We start from the raw sequence: 22,212 nt of genomic DNA on the forward strand, positions 1-22,212 counted from the left end.
GGGCCTCCTCCTCGTGCCAGCGCCGTACCGCCTCCCGGTAGGCCGCCTCGTCACCGGACAGGAACCGCTCCGCGAACGCCGCCCACGCCTGCGGGTCGGCCGCCGCGCTCGCGTAGTGCCGCTGGAAGGCCTCGTCGCGGCCGAGTTCCGGGCCGCAGTCGGTGAAGTGGCCGCCGCCGGGGGTCTCCACCACCCCGGCGACGTGCATCCGGCTGACCAGCAGCGTCTGCGGCGGGCCGGTCAGGGCGCCGGGCTCCACCAGACGCTCGCAGCTCATGTAGCAGCGGGCGGCGGCCTTGGCGAACAGGTCGTCCGTGTAGGGGTCGGGGCCGAGGTACTGACCGTTGCCCCGGGTGTCGGCGCGGTCCATGTGGATCAGCGCCGCGTCCAGCCTCAGCGCGGGCACCGCGACCAGTTCCTCGCCCTCCTCCCCCGCGGCGCCGTACGGCGAGCGGACCGTGCGCAGGCCGGGGTTGACCCGCATGACGTCCGAGCCGAGCCCGGCCCGGGTCGGCAGGAACGGCAGCCGGTGCGCCGCGGCCAGCAGGCCGAACATGAACATGCCCTCGTCGTACTCGGTGAACTCGATCGTCCCGGCCTGCCGGGCGGCCCTGAAGTGCGGTTCGAGGGGCACCGAGTCGAGCGTCACGAACGGGGCGACCACCCGGCGGACCCTGCCCGCGGCGCACAGCAGGCCGACGTCGGCTCCGCCGTACGACACGATCGTCAGGTCCGTCAGGGAGGAGCGGTAGATCGCCCGGACCAGGGCCATCGGCTTGCGCCGCGAGCCCCAGCCGCCGATCCCGAGCGTCATGCCGCTCTCCAGCGACGCGACGATCTCCTCGACGGACATGACCTTGCCCCCGGTCGCCGTGCCCGCGGCGCTCACGACTGGGTCCCTTCGGAGACGAACGTCTCGCGGTGCCGGTCTCCGGCGCCCGTCAGGTTGAGCTCGAAGGTGAAGCCCTGCTCGAAGCGGTAGCTGCGGTTGACGTCGACCGGGTCGATGCCGTTCAGCGACTCCTTGGCCCGGCGGACGACGTAGGGGTCCTTGGCGGCGATCTGGCCCGCGACCGCGAGGGCGGCCTCGCGCAGCCCGGCGGCGGGCACGACCTCCAGCACCGAGCCGAAGGCGTGCAGCTCGGCCGCCGTGACGGTGCGGCACGTGTAGACCATGGCGCGCATCAGGTGCTGGGGCACCAGACGGGCCAGGTGGGTGGCCGCGCCGAGGGCGCCGCGGTCCACCTCGGGCAGCCCGAAGTAGGCGTCGTCCGAGGCGACCACGATGTCGGCGTTGCCCGCCAGGCCGACGCCGCCGCCCAGGCAGAAGCCGTGCACCGCGGCGATCACCGGCACCTCGCACCCGTAGACCGCCGCGAACGCCTCGTAGCATCCCCGGTTGGCCCCGACCAGGGCGGTGTGCCCGGGGGTCGCCTGCATCTCCTTGATGTCCACCCCGGCGTTGAAGCCGCGTCCTTGCGCGCGCAGCACCACGGCGCGCGTGCGGGGGTCGTGCCCGGCCTCCCGTACGGCGCGCGCCAGGTCGAACCAGCCCCGCACGGGCAGCGCGTTGACCGGTGGCACGTCCATCACGACCTCGGTCACGCCGTCGTCGTGGTTCCTGGTGGAGATTCCCATGGGCCACCTTTCCACCAAACATTTGTTAGAAAGTACGGTAACAGAAAGGCCGCCCGCCGGTCTCCCCCGCGTGATCCGCCGGAGCTCAGCCGCCCGCGGCCAGCCGGGCGGCCCGGGTGGTGAGATAGTCGCGCTCGGGGATGCTCGTCGTACGGCCCGCCGCCACGCGATAGTCCTCCAGGGCCGCCTCCCGGTCGCCCGCCATCTCCAGTAGGTGCGCCCGGGCGAGGTGGAAGCGGTGGTTTCCCGCCAGCCGCCCGCCCGCCTCGATCACCTTGAGCATGTCGAGGCCGATCGCCGGGCCGTGCACCATCGCCGCGGCCACGGCGCGGTTGAGCGCGACCACGGGGTTGTCGGACATGCGTTCCAGCAGGCCGTACAGCGCCAGGATCTGCGGCCAGTCGGTCTCCCCGGCCGTGGCCGCCTCGTCGTGGAGGGCGGCCACGGCCGCCTGGAGCTGGTAGGGGCCGACCGCGCCCCGGGACAGGGCGTCGGTCAGGAGCGCGACCCCCTCGGCGACGGCCGCGCCGTCCCACAGGCTCCGGTCCTGCTCGGCCAGCGGGATCGGGATCCCTCCGGGGCCGGTCCGCGCGGGCCGTCTGGCGTCGGTGAGCAGCATGAGGGCCAGCAGTCCGGCCACCTCGCCCTCGCCGGGCAGCAGGCGGCAGGCCGTCCTGGCCAGCCGGATCGCCTCGCGCGACAGCTCCACGCGCTGCAGGTCGGGACCGGCGCTGCTGGTGTAGCCCTCGTTGAAGATCAGGTACAGCACGTGCAGCACCGAGGCCAGCCGCCGGGCCCGCTCATCGGGCTCGGGCATGCGGAACGGCACGCCGGAGGCCTTGATGCGCTGCTTGGCGCGGCTGATCCGCTGCGCCATGGTCGCCTCGGGCACCATGAAGGCCCTGGCGATCTCGGCGGTGGTCAGGCCGCCCACCGAGCGCAGGGTGAGCGCGATCGCCGAGGCCGGGGTCAGCGCGGGATGGCAGCACAGGAAGAGCATGACCAGTGTGTCGTCCTGGTCGGCATCGTGCGCGTCGTCCGCCGCCGGTGCGGCCCGCCGGTCCGGGGGCGCCTGCGCGGCCACCAGTTCCTCCCGGCGGCGCCGCGCCTGTTCGTTGCGGACCTGCTCGGTCATCCGGCGGTGGGCGACCTGGATGAGCCAGCCCCGGGGGTTGCCCGGCAGGCCCTCGCGCGGCCACTGGTCCGCGGCGTCCAGCAGCGCCTCCTGGACGGCGTCCTCGGCGGCGTCGAAGTCCCCGAAGCGCCGGGTGAGCACGCCGACGACCTGCGGCGCCAGCTCGCGCAGCAGATCGTCGGCGGCGGGGCGGGCCCGCGTCACAGCTCCGGCCTCACAGCTCCGGCCTCACAGTTCCTCGGCCGGGGCCGACATCACCTGGCGCACCTCGATCGGCATGTTCAGCGGCCGGCCGCCGGGCCCGGGGGCCGCCGAGAAGGAGGCGGCCAGCTCGATCGCCCGCTCCTGGCTCTCGCAGTCGACGATCCAGTAGCCGACCAGGAACTCCTTCGTCTCCGGGAAGGGCCCGTCGGTGACGACGGGGGTCCCGCCGTCTCCGGCCCTGACGATCCTGGCCTGGTCCGGCATCGCCAGTCCCTGCGCCTCCACGAACTCCCCCGCCGCGACGAGCTTGGCGTTCGTCTCCTGCATGAACGCGATGTGGGCCGTGACGTCCTCCGGGGGCCAGGTGGTGAGGGGCGGCAGGTTGCTCCGCTCGTTGAACTGCATCAGCAGCATGTACTTCATGTCTCGCTCCTCGTTCTCACGTGCCGTGCGGACGGTCTCTCACGTGTAGGTAGAAGCAGGCACCCGCGTCCTCGACATTCTCGCCGGCATCCGGGGAGAGGAATTTCCCCGGTCTCCCCGCCGGTCGCGCGCCTCCCGGCCGGTCACCTGTGGCGGGTCCTGGGCGGGCTCGGCCGCTCCGGGGGCAGGACCTCCACCGAGGTCTTGCGGATGTGGTCGTAGACCAGCGAGGTGCGCACGTCGGCGATGGTGCGGTGACGGGCGACGTGGTCCAGGACGAAGTCGCGCAGGTGGCCGGTGTCGCGGACGGCCACCTGGATGATGAAGTCGTCGCCGCCGGAGACCACGAAGACGGCGAGGGTCTCCGGCAGGGCGGCGACGTGGTCGCGGAAGCCCTCCACCGACTCGCGGATCTTCGGGTGCAGCCGGACGTGGATGAGCGCCTGGACCGGGCGGCCGAGGGAGCCGAGGTTGACCTCGGCGTGGAAGCCCTCGATCACTCCCCTGCTCCGCAGGGAGCGCACCCGCTCCAGGCAGGTGGAGGCGGCCAGGCCGATGCGCTCGGCGAGCTCCCGGTTGGTCTGGCGGCCGTCGCGCTGCAGTTCGGCCAGGATGGCCGCATCAACTTCGTCCACGCGGACATGGTCGCACGATTTTCCGAACTTCCTTCGGAAAACAGCCTTCAGCGTTGAGGTATGAGCGGTCTGGCTGTGATTCTCCTTGCAGAAATTCGGAGGAAGGACCGCTGATGACCATGCTCGACGACTGGACCGCCGACCTCGGATACCGGCCCGAGGTGCCCACCGGGGAGTTGCCGGTGAAGTGGGTGATCGTGATCGACCGCGACCTGCCGCGCGGGGTGCAGGCCAACGCCGCGGTGTGCCTGGCCGCGTCCGTCGGCAACGCCGTACCGGCGATCCTGGGGTCGGGCGGCGCCGACGCCTCCGGGCGCGGGCACGCCGGGCTGCCGTGGACCGGCTGCGCGGTGTTGGCGGCTCCGGCCGCCGTCGTGCGCCGGATCGGTGCGGAGGCGGCCGGCGAATCCGGCCTGGTCGTCACCGACATGACCTCGATCGCCCGGCGGACCAACGTCTACGCCGACTATCTGGACGAGCTCGCCCGCACCGCCGGCGAGGACCTGTCCTACCTGGGCGTGAGCCTGCTGGGCCCGCGCGCGGCCGTCGAGCGGCTCACCGGCAGGCTGCCGCTCCTGCGGTAGGGGCGCGAGGATGCCGAGGGTACGGGCGGCGTGACACGACGTGCTGGCTCCGGGGACAGCAATGCCTCGCCTTGCCGGAACCGCGCGACGGGATGAGGGTGATTGCGGAGGACTTCCTCTGAGGGTCAGGGCCCCGATCCACAGCGGCACAGCCGGGCACGACAGCACGCCCGGCCGCCGCGGGCACGGCCGGCGTCTCCCGGCGCCGCGAGCCGACCACCGATCATGGCCGCCTCGATGAGGAGGGGTTTCCATGGCCATCGATTTCACCCTCACCGACGCCCAGCGCCGCCTGCGGGACGACGCCCGCGAGTTCGCCACCCAGGTGCTCGCCCCGGTCGTCCGCCAGGCGGACGAGGAGCCCGACCCGCTGCGCGCCTTCCAGCTCACCCGCCCCGCCTACGTCGAGGCCTACAAGCAGGGCATCGCCTTCTGCATGCTGCCGGGTGAGTACGGCGGCGGCGGGCTGTCCAACGTCGACGTGCTGATCGCCGGCGAGGAACTGTGCGCGGTCGACCCCGGCTTCGCCTGCACCGTCCTGGTCAACGGGCTCGGGCTCATGCCGGTGTGGTACTGGGGCAGCGACGAGCAGAAGGACCGCTTCCTGCGCGCCGCCACCTCCGACCCGGCCTGCGAGTATCTCGTCGGCTACGCCGTCAGCGAGCCCGCCGGTTCCCCCGGGGGCACCGCCAACTTCGACGCCCCGCTCGCCCACCCCGTCGGCATCGGCGTCACCGCCCGCCGCGACGGCGACGAGTACGTCCTCAACGGCCGCAAGTTCTGGCCGTGCAATGTGGCCGGCTGGGACGGGCGGGGTGCCGACGTCAGCATCGTGATCGCCCGTACCGACACCGGCAAGGGCGGCACCGAGGGCCTGTCGGCGTTCATGCTGGAGCGCGGCACCCCGGGCGTGGAGTACCGGCTGATCAGCAAGATCGGTCACCGGCTGGCCCCCAACGCCGAGATCGTCTTCACCGACGCCCGCGTGCCCGCGGCCAACCTCGTCGAGGGCACCCGCGGCAACGGCGACCTGCTCATCAACCGCAACTTCGCCTGGTCGGGACCTGTCGCCGGGATCGCCGCGGTGGGCGTGGCCAGATCCGCCTACGAGGCGGCCCTGGACTTCGCCCGCACCTACACCGCGGGCGGGCCCAGGCCGATCATCCACTACCAGAACGTCGGCTACGTGCTGGGCGACGTCGCCGCGCGCATCGAGATGTGCCGCTACTTCTGCTGGAAGGCCGCGCACTACCTCGACCGGCACGACTACCACGGCGAGCTCATCGGCGCCATGTGCAAGATCCAGTGCACCGAGCTGCTGTTCGACGCGGTCTACAAGTGCATGCAGGTCGTCGGGGTCAACAGCGTCGACCGGACGCGGCCGTTCGAGAAGCTGCTGCGCGAGGCCGCCGTGCTGCCGCTGTACGACGCGGGCAACTTCGGCATGCAGCGCCGCCGCGTCCACGGCATCCTGGCCCACCCCGGCTTCGACCCGCGCGCCCTGGCCGACGACGAGTTCGTCGCCTTCGACAAGACGATGGAGACCATCGACACCGTCCCGGCCTGACCCGAAGAGGCCGGGCCGCGAAAGCTCGGGCCCGGGCGACCGTACGGCCACGCTCCCAGGCCGGGAGCGTGGCCGTACGAGATCAGCCCGGCCGGCCGATGACCGCCGCGACGTAGCCGTGCCTCTCCGACAGGGGCAGCAGGTGCCCGGCCGAGGGGAAGGTGCGGTGCGCCCAGTCGGGACGGCGGGCGATCAGGTCCTCGACGGCGGCGGTGCTGACCAGCTCGTCCCGCGCGCCGGCCAGCAGCAGCGTGGGCATGCCGAGCCGGCCGATCATCCGGTGGACCGCGTCCCGCTCGACGTAGAGGCCGGACAGTACCGAGGCGACGGCCGGGACGGCGTCACCGAGGCGGCGCGGGTCGGCGGCCCGCAGCTCGTCCATCAGCAGGGCCAGCATCTCGGGCGAGAGCCGTTCGAGCTCCTCGGCGAACACGCCGCCCGAGCGGGCGCCGGGATCGGCGTAGGCGCGCAGCTTGAAATCGATCGTGCGCCGGCCCGCCCCCCGCAGCACACCCCGCAGCAGTGCGGGCCCGGCCAGGAGCAGCGGGCGGCCCAGGACGCGCCAGAAGGCGGCCTCCTGCGGCGGGATCGGGCCGGGCAGCGCCGGGCAGGCCAGGACGAGACGGCCGACCCGGTCCGGCGAGGAGGCCGCGAAGTGCACCGCGACCAGGCCGCCCATGGACCAGCCGTGGGTGACGGTGGCCCCGAGCCCCAGGCGGCCGGTGAACACCCGCAGGAAACGCGCGTTCAGCTCGGCCTTGGAGGCGCGCGGGTGCGGTGAGCCGGTGTGGCCGAACACCGAGCCCGGCAGGTCGGGCGCGATCACCGGAACGCGGGCGCCCAGCTCGGCGATGGTGTCCATCCACATCGAGGCGCTGCCCGCCATGGGGTGGATCAGCAGGTGGACGGGCCCGCCCCGGTCCTCGCCGGCGCTCAGGTAGTGGACTCCGGTGCCGCAGACGTCGACCGCCCGGCTGCGGATCCCGGCCCACCGGGGGGAGCGTTCGCCCCAGTCCGCGTACCGCATCCCTCCAGCCTGCCACGCCGGGATCGGGTCCGCCGCGGTGTCGTGTCAGCGGCCGCGTCAGCACCGCGACGGTCCGGTGTCAGGGCGGCCCGCGATGGTGGGTGCCATGAACGGTTCAGCGATCGCGGCCTCGGGGCTGCGGAAGTCCTACAAAGACAAGACCGTGCTCGACGGCGTCGACCTGGACGTCCGGGCCGGCACGATCTTCGCCCTGCTCGGGCCCAACGGCGCCGGCAAGACCACGACGGTGAACGTGCTGACCACGCTGCTGACCCCCGACGCCGGCAAAGCGGTCGTCGCCGGGCACGACGTGAGCACGGAGGCCAGGGCGGTGCGCGCGGCGATCGGGGTCACCGGGCAGTTCGCCTCGGTGGACAACCTGCTCACCGGCGAGGAGAACCTGCTGATGATGGCCGATCTCCTGCACCTGCCCAAGGCGGAGGGCAGGCGGATCACCGCCCGGTTGCTCGGCCGGTTCGAGCTGACCGAGGCGGCGGGCAAACTGGCGGCGTCCTACTCCGGCGGCATGCGCCGCAAGCTGGACCTCGCCATGACGCTGGTCGGCAACCCGCAGATCATCTTCCTGGACGAGCCCACGACCGGACTCGACCCGCGCAGCCGCCGCACCATGTGGCAGATCATCCGGGAACTGGTCGCCGACGGCACGACCATCTTCCTCACCACCCAGTACCTCGAGGAGGCCGACGAGCTCGCCGACCGCATCGCCGTACTCGACCGGGGCCGCCTGGTCGCCGAGGGCACCGCCGGCGAGCTCAAGCGCCGGGTTCCCGGCAGCCACATCCGGCTGCGGTTCACCGATCGGCACGGACTCGACGTCGCGGCACGGGTTCTGCCCGGATCCACGAGGGACGACGAGGAGCTGACCCTGCGCGTTCCCGGCGACGGCGGGGTGCGGTCGTTGCGCGCGCTGCTCGATCGGCTCGACGCGCAGTCCGTGGAGGTCGAGGAACTGTCGGTGCACACACCGGACCTGGACGACGTCTTCCTCGCCCTCACCGGCCACGGAAACCTCACCGGTCACGAGAACTCCGGCGGCCACGAGAACCCTGACGGCCACGACAACGAGGAGGTCGGCGCGCGATGAGTGCCCTCACAGCTTCCCTGGCGGATTCCACGACCATGATGCGGCGCAACTTCCGGCACACGATGCGCAATCCGCTGACATTGTTCAACGCCGTCCTCATGCCGATGTTCATGATGTTCCTCATGGTCTACGTGCTCGGCGGCGCGTTCAGCGTCGGCGTCGACTACGTCGACTACGCGACGCCGGGGGTGATCATCATGACCGTCTGCTACGGGATCGGCCCCACCGCGACCGCCGTGAACTCCGATATGACGACCGGATTCATCAACCGGCTCCGCGTCATGGACGTCTCACGGGCCGCGGTGCTGAACGCGCACGTGATCGCGACCGTACTGCGGACCCTGGTGGCCATCGCGTTCATCATCGGGGTCGCGTTCCTGATGGGATTCCGCCCGTCGGCGGGTCTCCCGCAGTGGCTCGGCGCGATCGGCATCATCGTGCTGACGGCGCTGGCGATCAGCTGGCTGACCGTCGCGGCCGGTCTTGCGGCGAAGTCACCGGAAGGCGCGGGCATCCTCGGCGTCCCGCTGATGCTTCTCCCCTTCCTGAGCAGCGCGTTCACACCGGCCGACAAGATGGGGCCGGGTGCGCGGCAGTTCGCCGAGTACCAGCCGTTCACCCCGATCATCGAGACCCTGCGCGGGTTCCTGACCGGCACGCCCTCGGCGGGCACGACCCTCACGGCGGCCGCCTGGTGTGCGGGGCTCGCGCTGGTCGGCTATCTGTGGGCGCGCGTGTCGTTCACGAAGCGAGCGTGATCTCGGCCAGCTCATGCCAATCCCTCCGCTGTCCGTCACGCGTCGCCTCGGTGAACACCGTTTCACCGAGGCGACTGCGCGTCTCCGCGGCGATCCGGGAGAAGTCCGGCTGCGAACGGTCCGGCGTGCCGCGCACGCCGTCGCTCGCCGCGAGCAGCCGCGCGGCCTGCTCGTGCTGTCCCCGGCGCAGCGCGAGGTCCGCGATCCCGATCAGGATGTCGGCGATCGTCGGCGGGTGCGTGTGCTCCAAGGTCGTGGCCGCGCGCAACGCCTCTTTCCGATACGCGCGGGCCTCGTCGAGATCCTCGGTGAGATAGCCGTACAGGTTCATGGTCGCGGCGCGGATGGAGTCGGCCATCTCCGCCTCGCCCAGCACCTCCCGCACCGTGGCCAGGTGCCGGTGGGCCTGCTCCGGCTCGCCGCGCCAGCGCGCCAGCTGCGCCTGCGAGAGCGCCAGTTCGGCCGGCGCGTCCGGCCAGGTGATCCCGCCCACGCGCCGCTGCGCCTCCGCCATGGCGGAGGCGCTGGACCGCTCGTCGCCGAGCAGCCAGTACAGCTGGGCCTGCCGCGCCCGCATGCCGACCACGTCCTCGGTCGCGCCCACCTCGGTCAGCGCCACGATCGCCTCTTCGTAGTACTCGCACGCGCCCGCGAACTCGCCGCGCGAGGCGAGCCGGTCGGCCAGGAAGGTCAGCGCCAGCGCGATCCCCATCCGGTCGCCCAGCGTGCGGAACTCGGCGAGGGCGATCTCGGCGTCGATGTCCACGCCGGTCTCGTCGCCGCCGAGTATGAGCCGGAACCGGCCGCGGGTGAGCCTGGCCTGCGCGCGCACCCACGGATCGTCGGCGGCGATGAGCGGCTCGACCGTGGGCAGGAAATCCGTCGGACCCCGCAGTGTCGCCTCCAGCAGAGCGGCGAACCCGAGCAGCGGGTGACGGGACCCGCTGCGCCGGGCGAGCCGGTGCGCCTCCTGGATCCACTCGCGCGCCTGGTACTGATCCCCGCTGACCCCGGCGGTCAGGAACATGGTCACCATGAGGTAGGCCACCGCCCGCACCTCGTCGGACGCCTCACCCGGCAGCGAGGCCGCCGCGATGCCCAGCTCTGTCCCCTCGGCTCTGTGCCCGCCGAGGTACCAGTACCAGCCCGCGGCCCCGGCCAGCCGCATCGCCTCATGGGCCCGCCCCTCGGCGATCGCCCAGCGCAGGGCCGTACTGATGTTGTCGTGCTCGGCCTCGAGCCGGGACAGCCACTCCAGCTGCTCGGCCCGGCGCAGGTACGGCTCGGCCGTCTCGGCCAGCTCGGTGAAGCAGGCCAGGTGCGCCCGGCGCGCCGATTCGGTCTCCCCGGCTTCGGCGAGCCGGTGCGCCGCGTACTCCCTGATCGTGCCGAGCATCCGGTAGCGCGGCGTGTCCTCGCCGTCGGCCAGCAGCAGCGACTTCTCGATCAGCGCGGTGAGCACGTCGAACACCTGCTCCCCGGCGAACCCGGCGGACACAGCGGACCCGGCGGACACAGCGGACACAGCGGACCCGGCGGACACAGCGGACCCGGCGAACTCCTCGTCCCCGCACACCCGTTCGGCCGCCTCCAGGCTCGCCCCGCCGGAGAACACCGAGAACCGCCGCAGCACCCCGCGTTCGGCCTCGCTCAGCAGGTCCCAGCTCCAGTCCACGACCGCGCGCAGCGTCTTGTGATGGGCGAGCGCCGTACGGCTGCCGCCGGTCAGCAGCCGGAACCGGTCGTCGAGCCGGTTCGCCAGCTGGTCGACGGACATGGTGCGCAGCCGGGCCGCGGCCAGTTCGATCGCCAGCGGGATCCCGTCGAGCGCCCGGCAGATCCGCGCCATGGCCGACAAGGTGTGCGCGTCGGAGCCGATGTCCTTGCGCACCAGCTCCGCGCGGTCCCGCAGCAGCCGCAGCGCGGGCGAGGACCCGGCCTCGGCGGGGCCGGCTCCCTGTGCGGGCAGCGCGAGCGGCTCGACCTGCCACAGCACCTCCCCGGTGATGCCGAGCGGTTCCCTGCTCGTGGCCAGGATCCGCAGACTCCGGCACTCCCCCAGAAGCCGGTCCGCGAAGGCCGCGGCCTCCTCGATCACGTGCTCGCAGTTGTCCAGGACCAGCAGGATCGCGCGCTCCCGGACCGCGGCGACGAGCAGGTCCACCGGCTCCCCGCCCCGCGCACCGCCGAGCAGCCCCTGGTCGCGCAGGCCCATCGCGGTGAGGGCGGCCTGCGCCAGATCGCCGCCCGCCCGCACCGAGGCCAGCTCGACCAGCCACGCCCCGTCCGGCAGCCCGGCGAGCATCGTCCGCGCGGTCTCCGTGGCCAGCCTGGTCTTGCCGGAGCCGCCCGGTCCCGTCAGGGTGACCAGCCGGTGCCTGAGGGCCAGAGCGGCGACCGCGGAGACGTCGTCGTCCCTGCCGACGAAACTCGTCAGCCCGGCGCGCAGGTTCGTCCTGCGGTTCTCCCCCCGCTCGCCCAGCTCGCCCCGGAGCAACGCGGTGTGCAGCGCGGAGAGCTCGGCCGACGGATCGGTGCCCAGCTCCTCGGCGAGCCGCTCGCGCGTCCGCTGGTACACGGTCAGCGCCTCGGCGCCGCGCCCAGCCTCGGCGAGCGCCCGCATCAGGGCCGCCACGAACCCCTCCCGCAGCGGGTACGCGGCGACCAGCTCGGTCAGCTCGGAGACCAGCTCCGAGCCGCGGCCCAGGCGGATGTCCGCGTCCACCCGGTCGCCGAGCGCGGCGACGTGGAGTTCGTCCAGACGCGCGACCGCGGCGTCGAACACCTCGCTGTCCCGCAGCGCGATGTCCGCCATGGCCGTACCGCGCCACAGCTCCAGGGCCGAGTGCAGCAGCTCCGCCCGCGCCGCGGGCTCGGCGGCCCGGGCCCGGCCGACCAGCTGCTCGAACCGGCACACGTCCACGGCGTCGGGAGCCACGGCCAGCCGGTATCCGCCGGAGTCCGCCTCGATCACACCCTCCGGCAGCACCCTGCGCAGCCTGGACACCAGCGCCTGCAGGGCGTTCACCTCGTCCGCGGGCGGGCGTCGCCCCCAGATCCAGTCCACCAGCCTCGCACGCGTGACGATCCGGCCGGGTTCGAGGGCGAGGGCCGCCAGCAGCGCGCGCAGCCGAACCCCGGGAACCTCGACCGCGGTTCCATCACCGTCGCGGACCTCGAAGGGTCCGAGCAATCCGACTCGCACGTCAGCAATTGTGCCGAACCGCGGCGACCACCGATCACCGGCCACCGCGCGCGGCCCGCGGGCGCCGCCGACCTTCATCGGATCGTTACCGTCGCGACCCGGGCGGCCCGTCACTCCCGCACCGTCCGCCCCCTTATCACGGTGGTGTCACAGCTCTTGACACTTTTCCTGCACCGGGCCTTTGATAACTCCTCACAACCTCAGTACCTGAAGGAAGTTCCGTTACTGAAATTGTGAGCGTTAACAACAGTGAGGCGGACTCACCCCGGCGCGCGCACCAGGGCGAACGTCACTTGCGGCACCCCCGACGATCCACATCGCGGTACCCGAAGGAGAGACATGAGGCTTGCGAAGCTGGCCGCCCTGCCGGTGGGCCTGGCGCTCGCCATGGCGATGACCGCCTGCGGCTCGGCCACCAAGACGGTCGACAAGGCCGCCCCGAGCGCGGCGGGTTCCTCCGGCCCGGCCCTGGTCGGCGTCACCATGCCGACCAGGTCGTCCGAGCGCTGGATCCACGACGGTGACAACGTCAAGAGCGCCCTGGAGAAGCTCGGCTACCAGGTCGACCTGCAGTACGCGGAGAACGACATCCCCACGCAGGTCAACCAGATCGAGAACCAGATCACCAAGGGCGCCAAGCTGCTGATCGTCGCCTCGATCGACGGCACCGCGATCACCACGCAGCTTCAGCAGGCCGCCGACAAGAAGATCCCGGTGATCGCCTACGACCGGCTGATCCGCAACACCCCCAACGTCGACTACTACGCCACCTTCGACAACTACAAGGTCGGCGTGCAGCAGGCGACCTCGCTCCTGGTGGGACTGGGGATGAAGAAGCAGGACGGCTCCGACGGCGACGCCAAGGGCCCGTTCAACGTCGAGATCTTCGCCGGCTCCCCGGACGACAACAACGCCACGTTCTTCTACAACGGCGCGATGGACACCCTCAAGCCCTACATCGACAAGGGCACCCTGGTCGTCAAGAGCGGTGAGACCGACTTCAAGACCGTCGCCATCCTGCGCTGGGACCCGGCCACCGCGCAGAAGCGCATGGAGGACCTGATCACCAAGAGCTACTCCGACGCCAAGGTCCAGGGCGTGCTCTCGCCGTACGACGGCCTGTCCATCGGCATCCTGTCGGCCCTCAAGAGCAGCGGGTACGGCACCGCCGACCAGCCCTACCCGGTCGTGACCGGCCAGGACGCCGAGGTCGCCTCGGTCAAGTCGATCATCGCCGGCGAGCAGTACGCCACGATCTACAAGGACACCCGCGAGCTGGCCGCGGTGACCGTCAAGATGGCCGACGCCGTGCTCAAGGGCGGCAAGCCCGAGGTCAACAACACCACGGACTACGACAACGGCAACAAGGTCGTCCCGTCCTACCTGCTGGAGCCGGTCGTGGTCTACAAGGACAACTACGCCAAGGTCCTGGTGGAGGGCGGGTACTACACCGACGACCAGCTCAAGTAGGGGCACCCTCGGGGCGGCGTGAGACCCCGTGCCGGCGGCGCACCCGCCGCCGGCACGGGGGCCTCGCGGGGGGAACGGCGATGCGGAAGGCGCACGGCATGACCGACGACATACTTCGAATGCGCGGGATCACCAAGACGTTCCCGGGCGTCAAGGCGCTGCAGGATGTCAACCTGACGGTGCGGAGAGGCGAGATACACGCGATCTGCGGGGAGAACGGCGCCGGCAAGTCGACGCTGATGAAGGTCCTGTCCGGCGTCTACCCGTACGGCTCCTACGAGGGGGAGATCGTCTTCGACGGGGAGCCGTGCCGGTTCTCCGACATCCGGGACAGCGAGCAGCGCGGCATCGTGATCATCCATCAGGAGCTCGCGCTGAGCCCGTACCTGTCGATCGCCGAGAACATCTTCCTGGGCAACGAGCGGACCCGGCGCGGCCTGATCGACTGGAACCGCACCAACGCCGAGGCCGCCGAGCTGCTGGAGCGGGTCGGCCTGCGCGAGAACCCCACCACGCGCGCTATGGACATCGGCGTGGGCAAGCAGCAGCTCGTCGAGATCGCCAAGGCGCTGTCCAAGCGGGTACGGCTGCTCATCCTCGACGAGCCGACCGCGGCGCTCAACGACGAGGACTCGGCGCACCTGCTCGACCTGCTGCGCGGGCTGCGCGACGAGGGCATCACCTCGGTGATCATCTCCCACAAGCTCAACGAGATCAAAGCCGTCGCCGACTCCACGACGATCCTGCGCGACGGGCGCACGATCGAGACGCTGGACATGGAGGGCGACGAGGTCGGCGAGGACCGGATCATCTCCGGCATGGTCGGCCGCGACCTGGAGCACCGCTTCCCGCCGCACGAGCCGAAGATCGGCGAGGAGGCGCTGCGGATCGAGGACTGGACCGTGCACAGCCCCACCCAGCGCGGCCGCGTGGTGGTCTCCGGCGCCGCCCTGACCCTGCGCCGCGGTGAGATCGTCGGCCTGGCCGGGCTCATCGGCGCCGGCCGTACCGAGCTGGCGATGAGCGTGTTCGGCCGCAGCTACGGCACGGACATCTCCGGGCGCGTCTACAAGGACGGGCGGGAGATCAGGCTCCGCACGGTCGGCGAGGCCATCGGGCACGGCCTGGCCTACGCCACCGAGGACCGCAAGCGCTACGGGCTCAACCTGATCGAGGACATCAAGCGCAACGTCTCCTCCGCCGCGCTGGGCAAGCTGGCCAGGCGCGGCTGGATCGACGACAACGAGGAGTACCGCGTCGCCGACGGCTTCCGCGCCGAGATGAACATCAAGGCCCCCAGCGTCCTGTCGGTCACCGGCAAGCTCAGCGGCGGCAACCAGCAGAAGGTGGTGCTGTCGAAGTGGATCTTCACTGACGCCGACGTGCTGATCCTCGACGAGCCCACCCGCGGCATCGACGTGGGCGCCAAGTACGAGATCTACTCCATCGTCAACCGCCTCGCCGACCAGGGCAAGGCGATCCTGGTGATCTCCTCGGAGCTCCCCGAACTGCTCGGTCTGTGCGACCGCATCTACGCCATGTCGGCCGGGCGCGTCACCGGCGAGGTCACGCGCGCCGACGCCACACCCGAGCGGCTCATGCAGCTCATGACCAAGGAAAAGGAATGACGGCCGAGATGAGCAGCGGCAAGGTCACGACCCGTGAAGGCACGGCGGTGAGCGGCGGTCCGCCGCTGCCCCCCGCCAAGGCGCCGGGCACCCGGTTCTCGCTGAACCTGCGGCAGAGCGGCATCTACATCGCCTTCGCGCTGATCGTCGTCCTGTTCTCCATCCTGACCGACGGCGAGCTGCTCAGCCCGCAGAACATCTCCAACATCATGGTTCAGAACTCCTACGTTCTGATCCTGGCGATCGGCATGATCCTGATCATCATCGCCGGGCACATCGACCTGTCGGTGGGATCGGTGGTGGCCCTCAGCGGTGCGATCGCGGCGGTGCTGATGGTCGAGATGGACACGCCGTGGCCGCTGGCCATCCTCATCACGCTCCTGGCCGGAGGGCTGATCGGGGCCTGGCAGGGTTACTGGATCGCCTACTTCGGCATCCCGGCGTTCATCGTCACCCTGGCCGGGATGCTGGTGTTCCGGGCGCTGACCATGACCGTGCTGGGCAACCAGGGCATCGGCCCCTTCCCCGACGAGGTGCGGACCCTGGCCAACGGGTTCCTGCCGACCTACCTGGGCAACATCGGCCTCGGCCCGCTCGACGGCGCCGACCTGTTCACGCTGCTGGTGGGGCTGGCCGCCGTGGCCGGGATCGTCGGCACGCAGTGGCGGGCCCGCCAGGGACGCATCGGCTACCGCCAGCAGGTCGACCCCCTGCCCATGTTCGTCCTGAAGATGGTCACCGCCTCCGCGGTGGTGATGGTGGTCATCGTCCAGCTGGCCAGGTTCAAGAACCTGCCCTGGGTGCTGGTGCTGCTGGCCTCGCTCGTCCTGGGCTACACGCTGCTGACCAACCGCGCGGTCTTCGGCCGTCACATCTACGCCATCGGCGGCAACCTGCACGCCGCGACCCTGTCCGGGATCAAGGTCAAGTCCGTCACCTTCTGGATCTTCGTGAACATGGGGGTGCTCTCGGCGCTGGCGGGCGTCATCTTCGCCGGGCGGCTCAACCAGGCCGGTCCCACGGCGGGCAACGGCTTCGAGCTGGACGCCATCGCGGCCGCGTTCATCGGCGGCGCCGCCGTCCAGGGCGGTGTCGGCAAGGTCGTCGGCGCCATCACCGGAGGCCTCATCATGGCGGTGATCAACAACGGCATGTCCCTGATCGGCGCGCCCAGCGAGCGGGTGATGCTCTTCAAGGGCCTGGTGCTGCTCATCGCCGTCGCCTTCGACATCTGGACCAAGCGCCGCACCGGCTCGGCCGGATGACGGCTCCGGGCCGGTGGCCCGCTCCCCCACCGGCCCGGCGGCTCGCCGGAGGCGTCAGTCCGGTTCCATCGCCGGAGGCCGGGCCGGTCCGCCCGCGGTCGCGGCCAGGTGGCGGGTGAACCAGTCGCGGGCCAGAGCGGCCACCTGCTCCAGCGTGCCGGGCTCCTCGAACAGGTGGGTGGCGCCGGGGACGACCTCCAGACGGTTCTCGCAGCGCAACAGGCTGCGGGCCTGCCGGTTCAGTTCGAGCACCTGCCCGTCGAGGCCGCCCACGACCAGCAGGGTGGGCGCGCGGACGGCGGTCAGGCGCGGGCCCGCGAGATCCGGCCGCCCGCCCCGCGACACCACCGCGGCGACGTCGGAACCGGCGCCGGCGGCCGCCCACAGCGCGGCCGCGGCGCCGGTGCTGGCCCCGAAGTAACCGATCCCGGCGCCCGGCACCTGCTTGTGCAGCCAGCCGGTGGCCTCGCCGAGCCGCTCGCCGAGCAGCGGGATGTCGAAGACGTCGGACCGGTCGGCCTCCTCCTCGGCCACCAGCAGGTCGAACAGCAGCGTGCCCAGGCCCGCCCGGTTCAGCGCCTCGGCGACCGCCCGGTTGCGCGGGCTGTGCCTGCCGCTCCCGCTGCCGTGCGCGAACACCACCAGCCCGGCGGCCCGTCCGGGAAGGGTGAGCGTCCCGGGCAGCTCCACGCTCCCGGCCGGGATCCGGACCTCCTCGGCCCGGCCGCGCTCCCCCGCCCCGCCGTGCCGCTCCGCCTCGGCTTCCCCCGCCCCGCCGTGCCGCTCCACCCCGGCCCGGTTCAGCAGCTCGGTCACCTCCGCGTCCCCGGTCTGGGAGAAGTCGTCGTACCACTGGCCGATGGCGTACAGCGTCCGCGGGGTGTGCAGGCAGACGACCTCGTCGGCCGCGTCGCCCAGCCGGGCCACCACCTCGGGCGAGCACACCGGCGTGGCCAGGACGACCCGCGCGGCGCCGTGGGCGCGGGCGACGTGGCAGGCGGCCCTGGCCGTCGAGCCGGTGGCGATCCCGTCGTCCACCACGACCGCGGTCCTTCCGGTCAGCGGGATCCTCGGCCGCCCGGCGCGCAGGCGTCGCGCCCGCTCGGCGAGCACGGCGCGTTCGCGCTTCTCCACCGCCTCCATCTGCTCGGGGTACAGCCCCGCCATCCGCACCACGTCGCGGTTGACGATGCGGACGCCGTCCTCGCCGATCGCCCCGAAGCCCAGCTCGGGCTGGACCGGCACGCCGAGCTTGCGCACCACGATCACGTCCAGCGGCGCGCCGAGCCGCCCGGCCACCTCGAAGGCGACCGGGACGCCTCCGCGGGGCAGCCCGAGGACCACGGGATCGGCGTCGCGCAGATGGCGCAGCCGTTCGGCCAGGCGCCGTCCCGCGTCGCTTCGGTCGATGAACACCTCGGCTCACCTCCAGTTCCTGCAGGAGCCCGCAGGAGCGTGCGCCGCAGGCGCTGCGGCCCCTGCCACGCGATGTTCGCCTCCCCGCCACGGAGTGCGGACACGGGAGGCCGGGTCATGGATGGGCACGGAGCCGCAAAAAGATCACAAGGTCCGTGGAGGCGCGGCCCGCGCGGCCGCCGCCGGGCGTGGAACGGTGCTCCCGGAGGCCGGCCGCCCTCCCTCTCCCGGGGGTTCTCCCGATGCCTCTCTCCGCACCACACTAGGCCCCCTCCCCGCCGTGCACCATCGCCCCGCGGGAGGCGCCGGTCGGCCGCGCCCGCCGTACGGGTGCTCGAAGATGTCCAGGGCAGGCTCAGAACGCGACGACGACCTTCCCCCGGGAGCGGCCCTCCTCCTGGTACCTGATGGCCGCCGGGATCTCCTCGAACGGGTAGCACCGGTCGATGACCGGGGTGACCCTGCCGGCCTCGACGAGCTCGGTCAGCGTCATCAGGTTCCGCTTGCTCCCCGTGGCCCCGATCACGTCCGCCATGAGCATCCTCTGGGACACGAACGGCCCCGAGGCGAGCGCGCCGAAGATGTGGCCGACGGGCTGCAGCCATCGGCCGCCCGGACCGCCGACGGCGACGTAGGTCCCCTTGCGGGTCAGCACCCGGCGGCACGCCGATCCCGGGCGGCTTCCCGCGATGTCCAGCAGCAGGTCGTAGCGGCGCCCGCCCCGGGTGAAGTCCTCCTTGGTGTAGTCGACGACCTCGTCCGCGCCGATCGACCGGACCAGGCCGGTGTTGCGCGTGCTGCACACGCCCGTCACCTCCGCGCCGAACGCCTTGGCGAGCTGCACGGCGAACGTGCCGACACCTCCGGAGGCGCCGTTGACGAGGACCCGCTGCCCGGGCCGGATCCCTCCGTGATCGCGCAGGGCCAGCAGGGCGGTGAGGGCCGCCAGCGGCACCGCCGCCGCCTGCTCGAAGGAGAGGCTCGCCGGTTTCGGCGCCAGCTCGCTCTCCTTGACGCACACGTACTCGGCGAAGCCTCCCCCCTTGGGCATCGCGAACACCTCGTCGCCCGGGCAGAACTCCGTCACGTCCTTCCCGACCGCCTCGACCACCCCCGCCACGTCGGCGCCCAAGATCTTGATCTTCGGTGTGCGCAGCCCGAGGGGGCCGGGCATCAGGCGCGAGAGGTACGGCTCGCCTCTCATGAGGTGCCAGTCGGCGGGCTGGACGGAGGCGGCCCTGATCCGGACCAGCACCTCGTCGTCGCCGGGTGCGGGGTCCTCGACGTCGGTGAGGTCGAGGACGTCGGGTGAGCCGTACGAGCGCAGAACGAACGCCTTCATCACATTCTCCTGATCCGCTGTGGAAGTGGGGGGCCGGCCACCGGGATCAGTGTGCGCACGCCCCGCACGGCGGCTCAACGGCCGAAAGTACGACCGTTGCGTGGCTGATCGGCCGGTCGGGATCGGGCCGTTGTGGTGATGAGCCGCCGCCGTCCCGGGCGTCACCATCGGGCCATGACCGACACGAGAACGACGGGACAGCCCCACGGGGGCGGACGTCCGGGCGACGACCGCAACGCTCACAAGACGGCCGGGACCGCGCGCGGGAAGACCGGAAGCCCGGGAAGGGCTGCCGGGACCGCGGGGAAGACTGCCGGGGTCACCGGAAAGGCGGCCGGGACCGCGGGAAGGGCGGGATGGCTCGCGCCTGCCGGGTTGATCGCGCTCAGCGTCGTCCCCCTCATCGCCGGGGCCGTCCGCCTCGGCGAGCTGACCGGCGGCGCGGAGCTCACGGCGCAGAACGCGCGGTTCGTCGCCTCGCCCGTGCCCATCGTGCTGCACATCCTCGCCGTCAGCGTGTACAGCGTCCTGGGCGCCCTGCAGTTCGCACCCGGGTTCCGCCGCCGTAGGCCCGGCTGGCACCGCGCCGCCGGGCGGGTCCTGGTTCCGTGCGGGCTCATCGCGGCGCTGTCGGGACTGTGGATGACCCTGTTCTATCCCCCCGGCGAGGCCGACGGCCCTGTCCTGGCCGGCTTCCGGCTCGTGTTCGGCTCGGCCATGGTCCTGTCCATCGTCCTCGGCTTCACCGCGATCCGCCGACGGGACATCACCCGGCACCGCGCCTGGATGATGCGCGGTTACGCGATCGGCCTCGGCGCGGGCACACAGGTGTTCACCCATCTGCCCTGGTTCCTGATCGCCGGGGTGCCCGGCGAGGTCCCCAGGGCGCTCCTCATGGGCGCCGGATGGATGATCAACCTCGCCGTGGCCGAATGGATCATCCGCCGCGGTCAGCTCCGGACGCGCTTGGTCTCGTAGGCCCACATGGCGATCTCGACGCGGTTGCGCACGCCGAGCTTGATCATCAGACTCGCGACGTGGCTCTTGACCGTGCTGAGGGAGATGTGAAGCTCGTCGGCGATCTCGTTGTTGGTCCGCCCGCGGGCCACGGTCACCAGGATCTCCTCCTCCCGGCTGGTGAGCGGCTCGATGGGCTGCGGCGGCGGGGCGGATGGCCGCGTTCCTGCGAAGGTCTCCAGCAGGCGGGCGGTGACGCTCGGGGCGATGAGCGCCTCGCCGTCGGCGGCGGCGCGGACGGCCTGGGAGAGCAGGGCGGGACCGGCGTCCTTGAGCAGGAAGCCCCGGGCACCGGCCCGCAGGGCGGCGTAGACGTACTCGTCGAGGTCGAAAGTGGTGATGACGACGACCGCGAGCGGGTCGTCGACGCCCGGCCCGGCCAGCGCGCGGGTGGCCTCGATGCCGTCGAGGTGGGGCATGCGGATGTCGAACAGGCACACCTCGGGGCGCAGGCGCCGGGCGAGCTCGACGGCCCGCCGCCCGTCACCCGCCTCGCCGACGACCTCGATGCCCGGCTGGGCGTCGAGGATCATCCTGAGCCCGGTGCGGGCGATCTCCTGGTCGTCGGCGACGATCACCCGGATGCTCACGTGGTCACCCCCGCCCGGGGCAGCACGGCGCTCACGGTCCAGCCGCGTCCGGGGTTCGGGCCGACCTCGCACGTCCCGCCGAGCAGGTCGGCGCGTTCGGTCATGCCGATGAGGCCGTATCCCGGCGAGACGGGCGGGCGCCCGGGGCCGGTGTCGCCGTCGTCGCTCACGCGCAGGCGCACCGACGTCTCGTCGGCGGTGACGCTCACCTCGATCCGGGTGGCGTGCCGGGCGTGGCGCCGGGCGTTGGTGACCGACTCCTGGGCGATGCGGTAGACCGCGGCCTCGACCGACGGGGGCAGGTCGCCGAGGTCGCCGGAGATCTCCACCTCGACCGGCAGGCCGGAGCGGGCGTCGCCGGCGAGCTGCCGCAGGTCGGTGAGCTGCCGGCCGGGCGCCCACTCGGCCGGCTCGTTCCTGCGCAGGACGCGGACCATGGCGCGCATCTCGGTCAGGGCGCGCGAGGCCTCGGCCTCGATCACGCGCAGCGCCTCGGTCGCGGCGTCCGGCCGTGACTCCGAGGTCGCCAGGCCCGCCTGCGCGCGGATCGCCATCGCCGAGACGTGATGGGCGACGATGTCGTGCAGGTCGCGGGCCAGCTGCTCGCGTTCGAGCAGCTTGACCTGGTCGAGCTCACGCATCCGCGCCCCGGCCCGGTAGCGGAAGACCCCGCCCAGGGTCATGGCCGAGAAGACGACGGCGAAGGCGCCGACCGCGTCGGCGGAGACGAGCCGGCCGAAGAAGATCGACAGCAGGATCGAGCCGACGACGATCGCCGTCCCGATCGCGATCTCGCGTCCGGACCCCCAGCGGAACAGCGCGTACAGCAGGATCAGCAGGTACACCTGCGTGCCCGTCTCTGGCGCCTGTCCGCCGGTCAGCAGCGGGATCAGGCTCGTGGCGCCGAAGACGATCGCGACCATCGCCAGCGGCCTGGTCCGCCGCCACAGCAGCGTGGGCACCAGCGCGACGGTGAGGGCCACCGCCAGGACGCGCCAGGGAAGGTCGGGCCGTAGCGCCCCTTCGAGCAGCGCGACCGGCACGATCACTCCGATCAGCGCCCAGTCCCGCCACGTCCGTACCGGCGGGTCGGGGGGTCGGGGTTCGTTCCATATGGAACGGATGAGGCCGTGCACCCCATCATGCTACGAGAGTCCGCGCCGCCATGGATCGTCCGGAATCCTCCCGTTCACCAGGGAGATT

19 protein-coding genes are annotated in these 22,212 nt (G+C 72.1%); 8 read left to right on the forward strand and 11 right to left on the reverse strand.

Annotated elements, in window-relative coordinates; translation table 11 throughout:
* The 5 genes from Pta02_RS16525 to Pta02_RS16545 form a co-directional block, all read right to left on the reverse strand.
* Window positions 1–853: CoA transferase subunit A (locus Pta02_RS16525; RefSeq protein ID WP_203875770.1), on the reverse strand; the 853-nt coding region annotated here is incomplete at its 3' end.
* A 32-nt stretch (window positions 854–885) separates the two neighbouring features.
* A complete protein-coding gene (locus Pta02_RS16530; protein ID WP_203875720.1) occupies window positions 886–1,638 on the reverse strand; it encodes an enoyl-CoA hydratase family protein in 753 nt (250 codons plus the stop codon).
* A gap of 85 nt (window positions 1,639–1,723) precedes the next feature.
* Window positions 1,724–2,977, reverse strand: coding sequence for an RNA polymerase sigma factor (locus Pta02_RS16535; protein WP_203875721.1), 1,254 nt, complete (start codon window positions 2,975–2,977; stop codon window positions 1,724–1,726).
* A 24-nt stretch (window positions 2,978–3,001) separates the two neighbouring features.
* Window positions 3,002–3,400 carry a YciI family protein gene (locus Pta02_RS16540; RefSeq protein ID WP_203875722.1) on the reverse strand — a complete coding sequence of 133 codons (399 nt, stop codon included), beginning with the start codon at window positions 3,398–3,400 and terminating at the stop codon, window positions 3,002–3,004.
* Between the two features lie 143 nt (window positions 3,401–3,543).
* Window positions 3,544–4,035, reverse strand: coding sequence for an Lrp/AsnC family transcriptional regulator (locus tag Pta02_RS16545; RefSeq protein WP_203875723.1), 492 nt, complete (start codon window positions 4,033–4,035; stop codon window positions 3,544–3,546).
* Window positions 4,036–4,148: 113 nt separating this feature from the next.
* Between Pta02_RS16545 and Pta02_RS16550 the strand changes: the two genes are divergently transcribed.
* Together Pta02_RS16550 and Pta02_RS16555 are read left to right on the forward strand one after the other, a co-directional pair.
* Window positions 4,149–4,619 (forward strand): DUF2000 domain-containing protein, encoded by a 471-nt coding sequence (locus Pta02_RS16550; RefSeq protein WP_203875724.1) that lies wholly within the window; start codon window positions 4,149–4,151, stop codon window positions 4,617–4,619.
* A gap of 253 nt (window positions 4,620–4,872) precedes the next feature.
* Entirely contained in the window at window positions 4,873–6,186 is a 1,314-nt protein-coding gene (locus tag Pta02_RS16555) for an acyl-CoA dehydrogenase family protein (protein WP_203875725.1), read from the forward strand.
* 82 nt (window positions 6,187–6,268) lie between these two features.
* On the opposite strand, the gene Pta02_RS16560 is transcribed toward Pta02_RS16555, so the two are convergent.
* Window positions 6,269–7,213 (reverse strand): alpha/beta fold hydrolase, encoded by a 945-nt coding sequence (locus Pta02_RS16560; protein ID WP_203875726.1) that lies wholly within the window; start codon window positions 7,211–7,213, stop codon window positions 6,269–6,271.
* A 106-nt stretch (window positions 7,214–7,319) separates the two neighbouring features.
* Here Pta02_RS16560 and Pta02_RS16565 point away from each other — a divergent pair, with 106 nt between their 5' ends.
* Both Pta02_RS16565 and Pta02_RS16570 read left to right on the forward strand, forming a co-directional pair.
* Complete coding sequence (locus Pta02_RS16565; protein WP_203875727.1) at window positions 7,320–8,318, forward strand: ATP-binding cassette domain-containing protein; 999 nt, start codon at window positions 7,320–7,322, stop codon at window positions 8,316–8,318.
* The gene (locus Pta02_RS16570) at window positions 8,315–9,076 is read left to right on the forward strand and encodes an ABC transporter permease (RefSeq protein WP_203875728.1); all 762 of its coding nucleotides are present in this window, start codon (window positions 8,315–8,317) and stop codon (window positions 9,074–9,076) included. The genes Pta02_RS16565 and Pta02_RS16570 overlap by 4 nt, the downstream gene beginning before the upstream one ends.
* Here Pta02_RS16570 and Pta02_RS16575 read toward each other — a convergent pair.
* Window positions 9,060–12,281: an AfsR/SARP family transcriptional regulator gene (locus Pta02_RS16575; protein ID WP_239130737.1), complete on the reverse strand. Its 3,222-nt coding sequence runs from the start codon at window positions 12,279–12,281 to the stop codon at window positions 9,060–9,062. The two genes, Pta02_RS16570 and Pta02_RS16575, sit on opposite strands and share 17 nt — an antisense overlap.
* A gap of 339 nt (window positions 12,282–12,620) precedes the next feature.
* On the opposite strand from Pta02_RS16575, the gene chvE reads away from it, so the two are divergent.
* The 3 genes from chvE (at window position 12,621) to mmsB (ending at window position 16,644) form a co-directional block, all read left to right on the forward strand.
* Window positions 12,621–13,751, forward strand: coding sequence for a multiple monosaccharide ABC transporter substrate-binding protein (chvE, locus tag Pta02_RS16580; RefSeq protein WP_203875729.1), 1,131 nt, complete (start codon window positions 12,621–12,623; stop codon window positions 13,749–13,751).
* Between the two features lie 80 nt (window positions 13,752–13,831).
* The gene (mmsA, locus tag Pta02_RS16585; protein WP_373872390.1) at window positions 13,832–15,379 is read left to right on the forward strand and encodes a multiple monosaccharide ABC transporter ATP-binding protein; all 1,548 of its coding nucleotides are present in this window, start codon (window positions 13,832–13,834) and stop codon (window positions 15,377–15,379) included.
* Window positions 15,376–16,644: a multiple monosaccharide ABC transporter permease gene (mmsB, locus tag Pta02_RS16590; protein ID WP_203875730.1), complete on the forward strand. Its 1,269-nt coding sequence runs from the start codon at window positions 15,376–15,378 to the stop codon at window positions 16,642–16,644. The genes mmsA and mmsB overlap by 4 nt, the downstream gene beginning before the upstream one ends.
* A 54-nt stretch (window positions 16,645–16,698) precedes the next feature.
* Here the strand turns inward: mmsB and Pta02_RS16595 are convergent, their stop codons facing one another.
* Together Pta02_RS16595 and Pta02_RS16600 are read right to left on the reverse strand one after the other, a co-directional pair.
* On the reverse strand, window positions 16,699–18,060 hold the full coding sequence (locus Pta02_RS16595) for a phosphoribosyltransferase (protein WP_203875731.1): 1,362 nt from the start codon (window positions 18,058–18,060) through the stop codon (window positions 16,699–16,701).
* Window positions 18,061–18,415: 355 nt separating this feature from the next.
* Window positions 18,416–19,402, reverse strand: coding sequence for an NAD(P)-dependent alcohol dehydrogenase (locus Pta02_RS16600; RefSeq protein ID WP_203875732.1), 987 nt, complete (start codon window positions 19,400–19,402; stop codon window positions 18,416–18,418).
* A gap of 375 nt (window positions 19,403–19,777) precedes the next feature.
* Here Pta02_RS16600 and Pta02_RS16605 point away from each other — a divergent pair, with 375 nt between their 5' ends.
* Window positions 19,778–20,380, forward strand: coding sequence for a DUF2306 domain-containing protein (locus Pta02_RS16605; protein ID WP_239130739.1), 603 nt, complete (start codon window positions 19,778–19,780; stop codon window positions 20,378–20,380).
* Here Pta02_RS16605 and Pta02_RS16610 read toward each other — a convergent pair.
* A complete protein-coding gene (locus Pta02_RS16610) occupies window positions 20,353–21,009 on the reverse strand; it encodes a response regulator (RefSeq protein WP_203875734.1) in 657 nt (218 codons plus the stop codon). The two genes, Pta02_RS16605 and Pta02_RS16610, sit on opposite strands and share 28 nt — an antisense overlap.
* Window positions 21,006–22,145 (reverse strand): sensor histidine kinase, encoded by a 1,140-nt coding sequence (locus tag Pta02_RS16615; RefSeq protein ID WP_239130741.1) that lies wholly within the window; start codon window positions 22,143–22,145, stop codon window positions 21,006–21,008. The genes Pta02_RS16610 and Pta02_RS16615 overlap by 4 nt, the downstream gene beginning before the upstream one ends.
* Between the last annotated feature and the right edge of the window lie 67 nt (window positions 22,146–22,212).

Source organism: Paraplanobispora takensis (assembly GCF_016863195.1).
GTDB classification, from domain to species: domain Bacteria; phylum Actinomycetota; class Actinomycetes; order Streptosporangiales; family Streptosporangiaceae; genus Planobispora; species Planobispora takensis.

Bases quoted from the DNA above. Each gene is read 5' to 3' on its own strand.
- Pta02_RS16560 (WP_203875726.1), bottom strand. From the start codon at position 7,213: ATGCGGTACGCGGACTGGGGCGAACGCTCCCCCCGGTGGGCCGGGATC.
- Pta02_RS16550 (WP_203875724.1), top strand. From the start codon at position 4,149: ATGACCATGCTCGACGACTGGACCGCCGACCTCGGATACCGGCCCGAG.
- Pta02_RS16600 (WP_203875732.1), bottom strand. From the start codon at position 19,402: ATGAAGGCGTTCGTTCTGCGCTCGTACGGCTCACCCGACGTCCTCGAC.
- mmsB (WP_203875730.1), top strand. From the start codon at position 15,376: ATGACGGCCGAGATGAGCAGCGGCAAGGTCACGACCCGTGAAGGCACG.
- Pta02_RS16565 (WP_203875727.1), top strand. From the start codon at position 7,320: ATGAACGGTTCAGCGATCGCGGCCTCGGGGCTGCGGAAGTCCTACAAA.
- Pta02_RS16555 (WP_203875725.1), top strand. From the start codon at position 4,873: ATGGCCATCGATTTCACCCTCACCGACGCCCAGCGCCGCCTGCGGGAC.
- Pta02_RS16570 (WP_203875728.1), top strand. From the start codon at position 8,315: ATGAGTGCCCTCACAGCTTCCCTGGCGGATTCCACGACCATGATGCGG.
- chvE (WP_203875729.1), top strand. From the start codon at position 12,621: ATGAGGCTTGCGAAGCTGGCCGCCCTGCCGGTGGGCCTGGCGCTCGCC.
- Pta02_RS16530 (WP_203875720.1), bottom strand. From the start codon at position 1,638: ATGGGAATCTCCACCAGGAACCACGACGACGGCGTGACCGAGGTCGTG.
- Pta02_RS16540 (WP_203875722.1), bottom strand. From the start codon at position 3,400: ATGAAGTACATGCTGCTGATGCAGTTCAACGAGCGGAGCAACCTGCCG.
- mmsA (WP_373872390.1), top strand. From the start codon at position 13,832: ATGCGGAAGGCGCACGGCATGACCGACGACATACTTCGAATGCGCGGG.